Below are 13,951 nucleotides of genomic sequence, written 5' to 3' on the forward strand. Positions count from 1 at the left end.
CCAGGAACGTCAAATTATCCTAGGGAGGTCCTACAATGGACATTCACGAATACCAGGCGAAAGAACTTCTTACGAAGTTTGGCGTGCCGATCCCGCGCGGTGGCCTGGCCTATAGCCCCGAGCAGGCAACCTACCGCGCGAGCGAGCTTGGTGGCGCTGTCGTCGTAAAGGCGCAGATCCACTCGGGCGCGCGCGGCAAGGCCGGCGGCGTAAAGCTCTGCCGCAACGAGCGTGAGATCGAGGAAGCAGCCGAGTCCATGCTTGGCCGCAAGCTCGTCACCCACCAGACGGGACCGGCCGGTAAGCTGGTCTCGCGCCTCTACATCGAGGAAGCGACCAACATCGATCGCGAGATCTATCTTGGTTTCGTCATGGACCGCGCGTCCGAGCGCATCGTCGTCGTTGCGTCCGCCGCAGGCGGCATGGATATCGAAGAGATCTCCGCCACGCAGCCCGACACGATCATTCGCGTCACGGTCGACCCGGCCGTCGGCATGCAGCAGTTCCAGGCCCGCGAGCTTGCATTCGGTCTCGGAGTCGATCCTGAGATCGTCAACAAGCTCGTACCCGCCATCATGGGCTGCTACCGCGCGTTCCGCGACCTCGATGCGATGATGGTAGAGATCAACCCGCTCGTCATCACCAAGGAAAAGCAGGTGCTGGCGCTCGACGCAAAGATGTCGTTCGACGAGAACGCGTTGTTCCGCCGCCCGCACATCGCCGAGCTTCGCGACAAAAGCCAGGAAGATCCGCGCGAAACCTATGCCTCTGACCGCGGCCTTTCCTACGTCGGCCTAGACGGCGACATCGGCTGCATCGTCAACGGCGCCGGCCTCGCGATGGCGACGCTCGACATGATCAAGCTCGCCGGCGGTGAGCCAGCGAACTTCCTCGACATTGGCGGTGGTGCATCTCCCGAGCGCGTGACGAAATCTTTCCGCGCCGTGCTTCGCGACAAGAACGTTCGCGCCATTCTCGTGAACGTCTTTGCCGGCATCAACCGTTGCGATTGGGTTGCCAAGGGCGTCGTAGACGCTGTCAAGGAACTCAACATCACGATGCCGATCGTCGTCCGTCTCGCCGGAACGAACGTTGAGGAAGGTCGTAGGATCATCGACACCAGCGGTCTCACCGTCATCAGCGCGGACACGCTGGCAGAAGCGGCAAAGAAAGCCGTCGAAGCGGCGAAAAAAGCAGCCTAAATCCGGAGAAACGCACCAATGGCTATCTTTATCAATGAAAAGACGCCGATCCTGATCCAGGGCTTCACCGGACGTATCGGCACGTTTCACGCGCAGGAAATGATCGATTACGGCTCGAACGTCGTCGGCGGCGTGACGCCGGGCAAGGGCGGTTCGTCCCATCTCGGCCGGCCGGTGTTCAACACCGTCAAGGGCGCTGTCGATGAGACCGGAGCTGAGGCTTCGATCGTGTTCGTGCCGCCGCCGTTCGCGGCCGACGCGATCATGGAAGCCGCCGATGCGGGCATCAAATACTGCGTCTGCATCACCGACGGTATTCCCGCCCAGGACATGATCCGCGTGAAGCGCTATATGCGCCGCTACAAGAAAGAAGGCCGCATGGTCCTGACGGGACCGAACTGCGCGGGCACCATCTCGCCAGGGAAGGCGATGCTGGGCATCATGCCGGGACATATCTACCTTCCTGGCCGCGTCGGCATTGTCGGCCGCTCGGGCACGCTGGGATATGAGGCAGCCGCGCAGATGAAGGCGCTGGGTATCGGCGTTTCGACATCGGTCGGCATCGGCGGCGACCCGATCAACGGCTCGTCGCACCGCGACGTTCTCGAAGCCTTCGAGGCGGATCCTGAGACGGATGCCGTCCTGATGATCGGCGAGATCGGCGGACCGCAGGAGGCGGAAGCTGGCTTGTATGCCAAGGAGCACATGAAGAAGCCGGTGATTGCTTACATTGCTGGCCTGTCTGCTCCCAAGGGCCGCCGCATGGGACACGCCGGCGCCATCGTCTCGGCATTCGGTGAATCGGCTGCTGAGAAGGTTGAGATCCTGAAGGGCTGCGGCGTCACGATTGCGCCGACGCCGTCCGAGATGGGCTCGACCATCGCCCAGGTCCTCGGCCAGATGAAAAAGGTAGCCTGAGTTCCAAATTGGCCGGAGTGCGCCTTTGCCTCCGGCCATCCGCCTCGCTACATAAGAACATACGTGAGAAGTCGGTCCCCAGGAGGGACATGGAGCCTTGGTGATGCAGGATACGACGCCCGCTGTCGGTTCGGCCAAACTCGACGAAACCGAGCTGGTCAATCAACTGAAGCGTCTCAGAGCGCAAATCCCTGACAACCCCTCGCTCAATCCCATTCTGAACGTCGCCTTCGATCTTTCTCGCCGGCTCGAATCCAGCGAAGTGACCTTCGACGAGATGAAGGCCCTCGCTGGCCGCCTGATGGATCGCGCCTTTGTGCGTCGCGCCCGCGGCCTGCGCGAGAAGATCGGCTACGTCGATCAATCGACCACCCTCAAGGATTTCACCGCCTACGTTGAAAAGACCGCCAACGAGTCGGGCAATAATCTGGAAGCATTCGCCGAGCGCTGGTCACGGGCGCGCACCGGCATCGTTCTTACCGCTCACCCGACGTTTGGGCTCTCGGATGCCCTCTATCGCCGGATGGTCGACATCGCTGTCGCCGATCCATCTTCGGACGTGGCCATCGGCCTGCCGCACCGTCCCGAAGACAAGCTTACCCTGCACCACGAGCACAAGTGTGCGCAGGACGCGATCCGCAATCTCCGCAACGCTTACGAAGAGTTGCTGCACGGGTTCTATAGCGTCGCCGCGCAGAAGTTCGGCGACGCCGCTTTCAAGGTCCGTCCGAAGATGACGACCTTTGCGTCCTGGGTGGGTTACGACCTCGACGGCCGTACCGACATCACCTGGACTTTTTCATTCGAGACCCGTTTGCGCGAAAAACGCGCCGCGCTCGCCGATATTCGTGAACGCTTCGTCGTTCTGAAGCACAAGCTGGAAAGTGGCGATGCAGCTCAACGCGTCGCCCGTCAGATCGTCGGCAAGCTCGATCTCGGCATCGCCGCCGTCGATGAGCAGTTGAAGGCTCTTGAAGGCTTCACGAACAACACGGAAGGCCTTGCGAAGGCGGCCAACGTCATGACCAAGACGGACGGCTACAATCTGCTGACCGTCGAGTCGCTTCAAGCGCTCTTCGATACACTGATCGACACTGTGCAAGCCCCGCAAATGAAGCGGGCGACGGCAGCGCTTGCCGGTCTGGTCGAGGCGACTGGTCTTGGCATGTCGCATATCCATCTGCGTATCAACGCGCTGCAGCTGCACAACGCCTTCCGTGCGTATGTGCATGAGCCTTGGACGCGCGACCTCACCGAAAGCCAGTCACTCGTCCGTATCGTCGAGATGATCAAGAACACGCCGCGCGAGACAGTGAACTTCGCGACGCTTGATCTGGAAAGTGCGACCGCGATCCGCCAATTCGCGTTGACCGCGCAGATCATGAAGCACGTCGACAAGGAAACGCCGATCCGCTTTCTGATCGCGGAATGTGAGTCTCCCGCGACCGTGTTGATCGCCGTGTTCTTCGCCAAGCTTTTCGGCGTCGATCACATCACCGACATCTCACCCCTGTTCGAGACGCCGACCGGCCTTGAGAACGGCGCCCGCATCATGGAGCGCCTGGTCGAGGAAGAGACCTATCGGGAGTACGTGCGCGGCCGCAAGCGCCTGAGCATCCAGACAGGGTTTTCCGACGCTGGCCGGTTTATTGGTCAGATCTCCGCGACCCTCGCAGTCGAACGATTTTACAAGGCGCTCGCTGCGCTCGTCGACACCGCCAAGCTCGAAGGCATCGAAACGCTTCTGTTTTCGACCCACGGCGAGTCCATGGGCCGAGGTGCGCATCCCGGCACGCTGTACCGTCGCCTGCACTATGTGATGACGAACGAGGCGCGCCGCCGATTCGGCGCCGCGAATATTCCTGTCAAGCACGAGACCAGCTTCCAAGGCGGTGACGGTTACGTATTCTTCGGCAACCGCGCATTGACGACGCGCGCGCTGGCCACCATCATCGTGGACGGTGACATTCCACCGGCCGAAAAGGATCCGTTCTACGCCGCGCAGGATTTCAGTCTCGACTTCTTCTTGAGGTTGCGCGCATTCCAGCAGGACCTGTTCGCGCACGACGGCTACCGCGCCGTGCTTGGCGCCTTTGGCCCGAACCTCCTGTTCAAGACAGGTTCGCGTCCGGTGAAGCGCCAGGGCGATCACGCTTCCGATCGTGGCAATCCAGCCCGCATGCGCGCTATCCCGAATAACGCAATTCTGCAGCAGTTCGGCTACATCGCGAACGTCGTTGCGGGCCTTGGAACGGCAGTCGGGGTCGATCGCGATCGCTTTTACAAGCTCGCTAGGAAGTCGAAGCGGCTGCAGTCGCTGCTTGCGATGATCGCCCACGGCAAAACGATATCCAGCCTCAACGCGATGGCCGCCAACGCTCAACTGTTCAACGCCGGCCTTTGGGCTTCCCGCGCCTCGTGGGGCCGCGAACAATCCTTAAACAGCGCCTTCCGCACCCTCGCCACGCATCTGCTTCCCGACGATCGTCACGGCGACATCTCCGAACTCGTCCATCTTCTGCGTCTCGATGCGATCGATCTCCACGCCATTCTCGCCGATCTCAACATCGAAGACGGAATGGTGCCTGACGAGAACCGCTTGGAGCTGGATCTTCTGCAGGCGATCCGTCTCGCGCTCATCATGCGCATCTTCATTCTGGCGGCGCAGCTTCCCCGCTTCGCACCGCAAGACGGTCTATCGCACACGCAGGTTCTCGAGATGGCGTTGAGCCTTGAGATCCCGGAAGTCCTGAGCGTGCTCCGCAAGGCCTTCCCGCATGACGAGAAGAACCTGACAGCGAAATCATTTGACGAGCAGGCGAGCTACCGGCCGCGCGGCATCGACGATTACGCGCGCCTCGAAACCGAAATCCTCACGCCGATGGAGACCTCGTACGAATTCGTGCGGGAGATCGGGACGGGGATATCGCACCACTTCGGGGCGTTCGGCTGAGTCGACTCAGCGCCGGGCGTTGCCCCGGCGCTTTCCTTCAGAAGTGCCAGCCGTAAGATCTTCGGCGAACAACGCGAAAATTTCGCCTTTGCTGGTTTCTGTGTCGAGCCAGAGGAAGGGCAAATCGGGCCGGGCCGCCTCCAAGTCCTTCTGCGCCTCGCCAATCTCGACGATGAGACTTCCTTTCGGCGCGAGCCACTTAGGCGCTTCTTCGAGGATGCGTCGCACCAGATCCAGACCGTCTACTCCCCCGAGATGCGCGAGCTTTGGTTCGGCTTTGTACTCAGGTGGAAAGGCGGCAACGCTTTCGGCCGTGACATACGGCGGATTCGATATGATCACGTCATACCGCTCCGGCGGCAAGCTTCCGAACAAGTCCGATTTCAACGCGCGAACACGGCTTTCCAGTCGATAGTCCCTGATATTCCGGTGCGCGACTGCCAGAGCATCCTCCGAGATATCGACCGCATCGATTTTCGCGTTTGGAAAGGCTTCAGCCGCCAAGATCGCGAGGCAGCCGGATCCCGTGCATAGATCGAGCACGCGCGTGATGCCGTTGGCGTTTGCCACGATCGTTGAGAGATGATCGTCCGCCAGTAGCTCGCCGATCAGCGATCGCGGCACGATGACCCGTTCGTCGACGTAAAACTTGCGGCCCTGGATGAAGGCGGCATTCGTCAGATAAGCGGCCGGCTTGCGCGTTTCGATTCGTGTTGAGATCACGAATTCGACGTTGTCGCGTTCTGCTGCCGTCAATCGGCAATCGAGCCACGGGTTGATGTCTTCGATCGGCAGGTCGAGCGTCGAAAGAATGAGAAAAGCCGCTTCGTCGACCGCGTTATCGGTCCCGTGCCCATAGATCAGCCCCGCCCGAGTCATGCAGGTGACGGCGTATCTCAGCCAGTCGCGAACCGTCTTGAGCTCATCGAGGGGCGATCGCGGAGACTCTGATGGCATGAAAATGCCCTGGGAAAACTTAGGTCGTAGCCGGGAGCTCGTCGAAACCGATGAGCCTGCGCTGCTCTTCATCCCAAAGCTTGAGACGGGTGCAGCGAAGGCTTTCGCCCAGCGTCAGCCGGTTGATGGATTTGAGTTCCGGACTTGCCTCGAGACATCCCATGAGCCGGTAATTGGGAATCATGCTGTTGAGGTGGTGGATGTGGTGCAGGCCGATATTCCCCGTGAACCAGTTGAGGACCTTCGGCAGATCGTAATAGGAGGATCCGAGTAGGGCGGCGACCTGAAAATCCCAGCCCTCCGTCTGCTCCCACGTCGTTTCTTCGAACTGGTGCTGGATGAAGAACAGCCAGCCGCCCGCTGCCGCCGCGATGTGCAGCACCGGTAAACCGACCCAAAGCACATTGGCGATGCCGAAGGCGTAGCAAAGCGGCGCATAGAGCGCGACCAAGCCGAGATTCAACGCCAGCACGCTCTTCCAGGCATCCCGCGCGGCCAGCGAATGGAGCCACGGCAGGCGCTGGATGATCACGAAATAGGCGGGAACGCCGATGCCGAACAGAAAAGCCGGATGGCGGTAGATCTTGTACTGAAGCTTAGCAAGGGTCGAAAGCTTCCGATATTCGGCTACCGTCATCGTCTTGATGTCGCCAGCGCCGCGACGATCGAGATTCCCTGACGTTGCGTGGTGCTGTGCATGCTCGCGCCGCCAAAGACCATATGGGGCAAGCGTCAGAAGGCTCATCGCGCGGCCGACAAAATCGTTCAGCGCCCGGGAAGCGAAGAACGAGCCATGCCCGCAGTCGTGCTGGATGATGAAGGCCCTGACAAGTAGCCCAGCCGCAGGCAGCGCCAGCAGAAGAGTAGCCCAGTAGGCGTGATTGACGGTCGCGAACATGGCGCCGACGATTGCGATGAGAGGAACGATCGTCGTCAGTAGCTGCAGCGCCGCGAGCCGAGGAACGGAGCCTCGGTATTTTTGGCAATGTGCGGCGAGACGGCGAACGCGCTGTTTGTCGGTTTCGGGCATTGCCTCCTGCGTTGAGAGGCGCTCGCGAACCAAAGCGTCGGCCCGACCTTCTGCCTGCAGCGGCTGCTTAAGGTTCACGTTCAATGCTTTGTCCCCCTGAGGAATCGACAGGCGCACAGTGGCAGCGGTCGCGTAGCACAATCAACCTGCTCCGCGAAACGCCAGTGACGTCATTTGAGGCAGTAAAACGTGCGGAAAGTCGCGATTTCTGCGCAAAAATCGTCGCGTTGTCCGCCGCGGGAGCATTGGTGCGAAAAAAAGAGGGCCGGAATGTGCCCGGCCCTCCCGATTTCTCCCATGGCGACCCATCGCCGGAACCTTAGTGCTGGCCCCAGATCTCGACGATTGCCGAGCCCCTGCCCTTGGCCGAGGAGTCGAAGAACCGCGAGCGATACTTAGCTTCGATATGGTCGATGGCTTGACGGCGTCCGCCCCGGATATCGATCGGGCCGAACGTGCCACCGGCGTCGACACGCGTCCGGATCGGGACCGTCTCCTCCTCACCGTCGCGGTAGACCACCTTGATCTCATTCAGGGTGATGGCGCGATCACGTACCGTCACGCGCAGCCGCCGAAAGCCACCCTCGTTGCTGGCGATCGGAATGATATCCTTGTCGAATCCGATGAAGCCCGCGGTCTGCGCACCAAGCAGCACCCAGCCCTGGTTATACTTGCGGCCTTCGCCGTTGGGTCCAAGCCAGCCGGGAGCGTACTGCCCGAAAAGTTCGATACGCGCCTGACCGTTGAAGCTCGGCCGTGAGCGATAGACCAGCTGAATCTCCCGGATGAACCGGTCTCCCCTGAGGTCGATCCAGTTCGTACGCGAGTTCTTCGGTATGTCGGCGTTGATCGCCAGCGTATCGCTTTCGCCATTCGCGTAGACGATTTTCATCTCGTTGATGTGGATGTCGTTGTCCAACACACGCAAGCGAATTCGCGCGAACTTGCCGATTTCCGCTCCGACGCGAATGACATCGCGGTCGGTCAGGAAGCCGACGTATTGGGCCCCAAACAGCACGTCGCCGCCCGGTGTTTGTTGACCGGGTGCCGTCGGTGTCGCCACCGGAACTGTAGGACGAACGGCGATGCCCGAGTTCCCGCCACGCGGCGGTCCGTCATAGCTTTCCGCCGGCCCGCTACGGCCTGCACGATCCATCGACCGGCCTTCCGGGTCCTGGATGCCGATGACCTGGAGCCGCCCGCGGCCGTAACCAGGTGCCTGCTCGATCACGATTTGATCGATGAACTTGCTGTCGAAAGTGGGATTGATCGGCCGGCTGCGCTCGCCCCAGTACATGTCGATCTGGCGATCCTCGGTCCACACGCTGCCATCGCCGTAGACGATTTTCACGCGTCGGACATCGAACAGCTTGCCCATCGCATTCTTGATACGAATGCCTTTATAGGCGCCCTTGGCCTGCCGCACGTCGATCGTATAGCGGTCGAGCGATAGGTCGACGTCCGTTTCGGTGATCAGAATGAGCTGATCTCCGTGACGATAATGATAGCGATGCCTGTGGCGGTGACGGTAGCGCCAGGATTGCGCCTCCGCGACCGATGCTTTGCTCGTCAAGCCGATCAGGCCGGCGGCGCCGACCGTGACTGCTGTACCGACGCCGCCCAACTCTGCCGCGCCTGTGGCCAAAATGGCGCACAGCCCCAGTACCAGTCTGCGCAACATAAACATAACCCCTCTGGTTACTAACGCCCGTGCCCCTAGCGCGCGCACTTTAGCGATAGCGACTCAAAACAGGGAGCGCTCTGACCGTTGTTAGACTGTTCAGCAAAAACGATGGTGTGAATCTGCAACACAAACTTCTGCCAGCTTCGCCCGCAGCTTGTGCGCGCTAAAGAAGAATCCGTGTTTGCTCGCTTATGCGCCGTTTGCACACGGATTTATTTGCTCTGTGCAAAGACGGGACTGCACCCCAATCCCACAAACAGGGCAGTGCTGGTTAGAGAACTTGCGGTTGCAAGATGTAATGACAATTCAGATGGCGCTCGACTAGCGAGGTTAGATGCGCAATCAACACACGACGATCCAGCTTAGCTTAGCAACGCGGAGAATCCTGGGGCAGCGCTAGTTGCTCGTAGGCATCTATGACATTGCACCGCGGCAACAGGGGAGGACGAAAGACTTAGCGGTGTCGCGAAAGCCCTGTCTGTGATGCCACCAACAGCTGTATAGTCAGTATAGATCTTGGCGTCGCTCCCACGTTCCCTGACGTAGATCTACTTAAGCCCCGCAGTCTCCCCCGACTGCGGGATTTTTTTTGTTCGAAGCCGTGAACTTCAGGATTTGTCCCAAGCGGCAAAGCCTGCGGCTTTTGCCTCGTCCTCGCTGCAGAACCAACGGCCGCCCCGATCAGTCCTGACGCGCGCCTCCGCGTACGCCTCTGACCATGGCAGGGCGTAGATCTTCGCGGACGCACGCACCACGCCCTTGATCGGACAACCGTCCGGCGCATCGCGCTTGGCGGCTTCCCATGCTTGATCGCGCCACGCTTGCGGGCGAACGACTTCTCCCTGCCAGATGCCGCGCTTGGCTTCCTTTGCGGAGCTTTCCTCGCTGCTGAGCGAACCAAAGAACGACGTGTCCGTCGCGAACGCATAGCCGTCTCGGACAAGACCAACTGCGATGTCGTTTGAGCCGTCGACAAGACAATGGGCAAGCGTGCGGCCATCGCTATCCTGGCCGGAGGCGGTGCAGGTCACCTGATGGCCGCGAACAACCTTGTTGAGCGCCGCGCGCGCCGCAAAGGCGCAGTTCCAGCGGCGGCCGTTGTCGCGATAGCAAGGCTGCGCGGCGGCAGGCGCCTCGATCCCTTCAAGCCGTACGAGCGTGCCGTCGACCCGCAAGACGTCGCCGGAAAGGGCGGCGGCAGCTCCGGAAATAACATTGGAAACGGTGACGCGATGCGATGAGCCACCGGCAGCGGCGTCGACTGGGGCGTCCGATCCGATGTTCAATACCGGCGCGCTGATCCCATCCGCGCTGCGCAGCATCGGACCGCCGATGTAGATCAGTCCGAGAACGAGCGCCGCGGTGATGAGGTGATGCGCCTGCAGCGGCGACTTTTTCGCCAGCGCAGGCAAGATAGAGAGCTTTTCTCGAACGGCATCCGCCGCCACGCGCGTCATCGGGCCTAACGGAGCCAAGATTCCAAGCAGTGCATCCTTCACCACGTTCCAACCGAAACGCGCCCACCGCGCCAGCAGCCAAAACACGGCGATAGCTACATCGGCGATCGTCCAGCCAATGACAGAGAGAGCGCGAAAGAAGCCGTTCTTCGCCGCCGCCGCCCCTGCAAGTCCCGCGTCGACGCCGGCGTCAGCGACGTTCTTGACCTTCTCGATTGCAGCAACGCGCGCGTCCTCAATCCGGCGCTGCCGGTCGGCGCGGCGCACGAGAACCGTCGTCCGCACATAGTCTTTCCACTCGAAGCCTTCGCTTCGCCTGCGCCACCCGAACATCAGGTGCATCCTCCCCGCAGAAAGATTCGTTGTTTGGCATTTTCGGGCGAATGATGGCAGCCCTTTGTCAGTTCAAGAGCGGCCAACAAGCTTTTCGTCGGCGCAGAGCAGGTTCAATTGCGCTGCGCGACCTGCGCTTCGGGCAGCGACCAAAGCCTTATCATGCCGTCCTGCCCCCCGGTCAAAAGCGTTCGCCCATCGCTGGAGAAGGCAACGGCCGTGGCGCCAGTGCCAAGCCCGCTGAGCGGCAAATAGGTGCGCGGCCGTTTCAGGTTTCGGACGCGCACGACCCCGTCCTCCGATGCGGAGGCGAAGAGATCGCCCGTCTCAGAGAACGCCAGCGACGTGATGCGCGTGTTGTGCCCGCTGAGTGTTCGCTGCATTCGATATGAATTCATCGATAGCAACTTGACGGTGCCGTCGAGACTGCCGGTCGCAAGCGAAGCTCCATCAGGGGAAAAAGCAAGCGCGGAAATGAAGTCCGAATTATTGCGATAGAGACGGCGCATATCCTTCGTCTCCGCGCTCCATATTCGCACCGCCCTATCCGCGCCGCCCGAGGCTATCCAGCGCCCGGTCGGATCGACGGCGAGCGCCTGCACGGCATTTTCGTGACCCTCAAGCACCGCGACAGGTGCGCTTTCGAAAGCGGTCTCCCAAAGCGCGACGGTCCAATCGTGGCTCGCCGCCGCGACCCGATCTTCCGAACCGATAAAGTCGACCGCCCAAATGGTCGCGTCGTTGCGCTTGAAGCTGTACAGCCGCCGCTTGGTATCGAGATCATAAACGGCCACCACGCCGTTGGCGTGACCCGTGACGACCCGGTTGTTACGCACGGCGAGTGACACGGCTGGACCATCATCCAACGTTATCGTGCCAAGCTGGTAGCGTGTGTCGTAGGACCAGATTTTGAGCTGCGGCTCGTGCGCGGCTGTGACGATGAGGTGGCCGTCGCCGCTAAGAGCCATCCGCTCGACGGGCGCGCCGTAGGCCTTTATCTCCGCGGTTTCGGTGAGCGTCGGCTCAGGCGCCGACGGCGTCTTGCCGATCGCTCCCGTGGTGATCGCGGCCTTCGGCGCGGTCAGAAATTGCGGAATGCGATCATGGAACGCGAATACGACGGCCGCCGCCGCAGCGCCCATGATGAGCTTGGTCTTCAACCAGCGCGTAACCGACCGGCGCGGCACGTCCGGATTGGGTCGCGCCTTCTGCTTCGACTTTGCTTTTTCTGCTGCTGGCCGAGGCGGAGGAGGCAGTGGCGGCAACTTCTCCGCGGCCTTTGCAGCTTTGGCAGCCTTATCTACCTTTGCTTTCTCAGCGCGCGCTTTCGCTTTTTCGGCGGCGGCGGCCTTTTTCAAAGCCGCAGCAGACGGTGCGGCAGCTGCCACCGGCGGCTTGGTCTTGCTTTTTGCGCCGGCCGGATCTTTCAGCGACTCGACGAAGTCGAGCATCACGCCTTTGGGACCAGGCGCATCGGGCGGCGGCGGAACAGGGGCGTTCGTAACGACTTCTGTCGCCCGCTTTTCCTCCTCTTCCTTTCGCCAAACTTCCGTTTTTTCGCGAAGCCGCTGGAAGAGACCTGGCTTTTCCGGATCGGGTGCCAGCAGTGCGCCCCGCCATTCCGCGACCGACCTCGGACGCGCATCTACGGACAGCGCAAGGGCTTGCTGAATGGCGCCAAGGAAGGATGCACGATAGCCCGCGAGAGCGGCATCGCGAACCGGCACCATCTCGTCCTTCATCATACGTGACGGCGAATCCGGCGGCCGCTTGCCGGTTACGGCATGATAGAGCGTGGCGGCGAACGCATAGATGTCGGACCACGGACCCTGCTGCCGGCTTGTTTCGGCGTACTGTTCGTAGGGGCTGTAGCCGGGTTTCACGAGCGCGGACACAGTCTTCGTTTTGGAATGCGCCGCGATATCGCTCCGCGCTGCGCCGAAATCGATCAGCACCGGATCTCCGGTGTTGCGAATGATGATGTTGTCCGGCGCAATATCCCGATGCAGGAAGTCGGCCTTGTGAATGACCTCCAGCGCATCGAGTAGCGGTGCTACGATCTGATCAAGTTCTTTCTGCCGCGGCGCCCGGCCAAGGTCTTTGAGCCAGTTCTTGAGGCTTTTGCCCTCCTCGAACCGCAACACCATGTAGGCGGTGTTGTTGGCGCGGAAGATGCGATGCACCTTGACAATGTTGTGGTGGTCGAACTTCGCCAGCGTCTGCGCTTCTTCAACGAAGCGGTCGAGGCCCCAGTTGTAATCGCTCGTGCAACTTTCTGAGCGGGGAGTCGCCTCGTGATTCTCGGTACGGAGCGCAAAATCGCTTGGAAAATATTCTTTGATGCTGACTTTCCGGGTCAGTTCCGGTTCGTCCGCGAGGTAGGTGACGCCGAAGCCGCCCGCACCGAGCACGCGCACGATTTTGTAATCGCCCGCGAGTTCCGTGCCGTCCGGTAAAGCGACAAGCTGCGTCATTGTCCTCGAGCGCGGGCCCCCGCGCGCTTGTGATTACCCATTGTAGGTTTGGCCGGCGCTTCGGGGCGTCTGCAACCCCGGACGCGAGGCTCACTCCGGCTTCTCATCGAGCCGGTTCGATCTTGTCTATGTTTTGATCCCATGACGCAAGAATGTGGCGTATCGACGGGCGATGAACCCGCGATGAATAATTCGCCAAGGTGTCGCTTTCGCGCCATGTTGCCGCCGCCATCTGCTCACCAACTTCCCGTTGCGGACAGGGATTCGATCGATGCTGCAACCCAAGTCAGGACGGATGCGAACCGCCTTAGCGGGTACGGCGATTCTCTTGACGATGGCAGTCTTGACTTTTTGTGCCTCGCGTGGCGACGCGGAGAATATATTCGATCCTCATCACCAAACAGAGGACGGCGGCTCGCTCGTCGCGCATGCTCAATCGCTGCTGCGGGAGAGCTATCGCGCCGCTCCGACGCTGACATTGGGATTGATGCTCGCCGTTATGCTCCCGATTCTGGCGACGCTATTGCCTCTTTCAAAACCTTTGACCCGCGCCCCGAACGCGACCCGGCGCTATAGGCCTGGGCGTAACGACGGATTCGAAGCTATGGCAGAAGGTCATCGCGGCCCGGGTTCTCATCACCCCTTCGTCGAGATAGAAAACGGCCGCGGCATGCGCTGCGCGATCCTTCGCGACATGCTCCGAATCGGGCGGGAGGACGACAACGACATTCGCATCCCCAGCAAGTTTGTGCACCGCTATCACGCTGCCATTCATCGCGAAGATTTCGACGACTGGCACATCACGGATTTGACCGGCGTCGAAAGCAACGGATTGATTGTCAACGGTAAGCGCTGCTGCGAAGCGCGCTTGCGAGACGGCGACCTCATCCAGCTTGGTCCAGGGAAGCTGCGTTTTCGCGCCGGCGCCGGCTAATACTCACGC

Annotated in this window: 9 protein-coding genes; 4 read left to right on the plus strand and 5 right to left on the minus strand. The window is 60.9% G+C overall.

Annotated features, from left to right (window positions below; translation table 11 throughout):
- Positions 1-35 precede the first annotated feature (35 nt).
- The 3 genes from EKK30_RS10750 (at position 36) to EKK30_RS10760 (ending at position 5,073) form a co-directional block, all read left to right on the plus strand.
- The gene (locus EKK30_RS10750; protein ID WP_290984497.1) at positions 36-1,202 is read left to right on the plus strand and encodes a malate--CoA ligase subunit beta; all 1,167 of its coding nucleotides are present in this window, start codon (positions 36-38) and stop codon (positions 1,200-1,202) included.
- An 18-nt stretch (positions 1,203-1,220) separates the two neighbouring features.
- The gene (gene sucD, locus EKK30_RS10755) at positions 1,221-2,120 is read left to right on the plus strand and encodes a succinate--CoA ligase subunit alpha (RefSeq protein ID WP_290984500.1); all 900 of its coding nucleotides are present in this window, start codon (positions 1,221-1,223) and stop codon (positions 2,118-2,120) included.
- Positions 2,121-2,223: 103 nt separating this feature from the next.
- Positions 2,224-5,073, plus strand: a complete 2,850-nt coding sequence (locus EKK30_RS10760; protein WP_290984503.1) for a phosphoenolpyruvate carboxylase — start codon at positions 2,224-2,226, stop codon at positions 5,071-5,073.
- Positions 5,074-5,079: 6 nt separating this feature from the next.
- On the opposite strand, the gene prmB is transcribed toward EKK30_RS10760, so the two are convergent.
- From prmB to EKK30_RS10785, 5 genes are all read right to left on the minus strand, one after another.
- The gene (gene prmB, locus EKK30_RS10765; protein WP_290984506.1) at positions 5,080-6,030 is read right to left on the minus strand and encodes a 50S ribosomal protein L3 N(5)-glutamine methyltransferase; all 951 of its coding nucleotides are present in this window, start codon (positions 6,028-6,030) and stop codon (positions 5,080-5,082) included.
- Between the two features lie 19 nt (positions 6,031-6,049).
- The gene (locus EKK30_RS10770; protein WP_366927332.1) at positions 6,050-7,138 is read right to left on the minus strand and encodes a fatty acid desaturase; all 1,089 of its coding nucleotides are present in this window, start codon (positions 7,136-7,138) and stop codon (positions 6,050-6,052) included.
- A 241-nt stretch (positions 7,139-7,379) separates the two neighbouring features.
- Positions 7,380-8,741: a DUF2541 family protein gene (locus EKK30_RS10775; protein WP_290984512.1), complete on the minus strand. Its 1,362-nt coding sequence runs from the start codon at positions 8,739-8,741 to the stop codon at positions 7,380-7,382.
- A 611-nt stretch (positions 8,742-9,352) separates the two neighbouring features.
- On the minus strand, positions 9,353-10,534 hold the full coding sequence (locus EKK30_RS10780) for a thermonuclease family protein (RefSeq protein WP_290984515.1): 1,182 nt from the start codon (positions 10,532-10,534) through the stop codon (positions 9,353-9,355).
- A gap of 113 nt (positions 10,535-10,647) precedes the next feature.
- Positions 10,648-13,008, minus strand: coding sequence for a serine/threonine-protein kinase (locus EKK30_RS10785; RefSeq protein WP_290984518.1), 2,361 nt, complete (start codon positions 13,006-13,008; stop codon positions 10,648-10,650).
- 334 nt (positions 13,009-13,342) lie between these two features.
- Here EKK30_RS10785 and EKK30_RS10790 point away from each other — a divergent pair, with 334 nt between their 5' ends.
- On the plus strand, positions 13,343-13,942 hold the full coding sequence (locus tag EKK30_RS10790; protein WP_290984521.1) for an FHA domain-containing protein: 600 nt from the start codon (positions 13,343-13,345) through the stop codon (positions 13,940-13,942).
- The last annotated feature ends 9 nt before the right edge of the window (positions 13,943-13,951 follow it).

This window comes from Hyphomicrobium sp. (genome assembly GCF_003987855.1).
In the GTDB taxonomy this organism is placed as follows: Bacteria; Pseudomonadota; Alphaproteobacteria; order Rhizobiales; family Hyphomicrobiaceae; genus Hyphomicrobium_B.

Excerpts from the sequence above, each read along its gene's own strand:
- EKK30_RS10775 (WP_290984512.1), bottom strand. The coding sequence starts at position 8,741 with ATGTTGCGCAGACTGGTACTGGGGCTGTGCGCCATTTTGGCCACAGGC.
- prmB (WP_290984506.1), bottom strand. The coding sequence starts at position 6,030 with ATGCCATCAGAGTCTCCGCGATCGCCCCTCGATGAGCTCAAGACGGTT.
- EKK30_RS10790 (WP_290984521.1), top strand. The coding sequence starts at position 13,343 with ATGGCAGTCTTGACTTTTTGTGCCTCGCGTGGCGACGCGGAGAATATA.
- sucD (WP_290984500.1), top strand. The coding sequence starts at position 1,221 with ATGGCTATCTTTATCAATGAAAAGACGCCGATCCTGATCCAGGGCTTC.
- EKK30_RS10760 (WP_290984503.1), top strand. The coding sequence starts at position 2,224 with ATGCAGGATACGACGCCCGCTGTCGGTTCGGCCAAACTCGACGAAACC.
- EKK30_RS10785 (WP_290984518.1), bottom strand. The coding sequence starts at position 13,008 with ATGACGCAGCTTGTCGCTTTACCGGACGGCACGGAACTCGCGGGCGAT.
- EKK30_RS10780 (WP_290984515.1), bottom strand. The coding sequence starts at position 10,534 with ATGTTCGGGTGGCGCAGGCGAAGCGAAGGCTTCGAGTGGAAAGACTAT.
- EKK30_RS10750 (WP_290984497.1), top strand. The coding sequence starts at position 36 with ATGGACATTCACGAATACCAGGCGAAAGAACTTCTTACGAAGTTTGGC.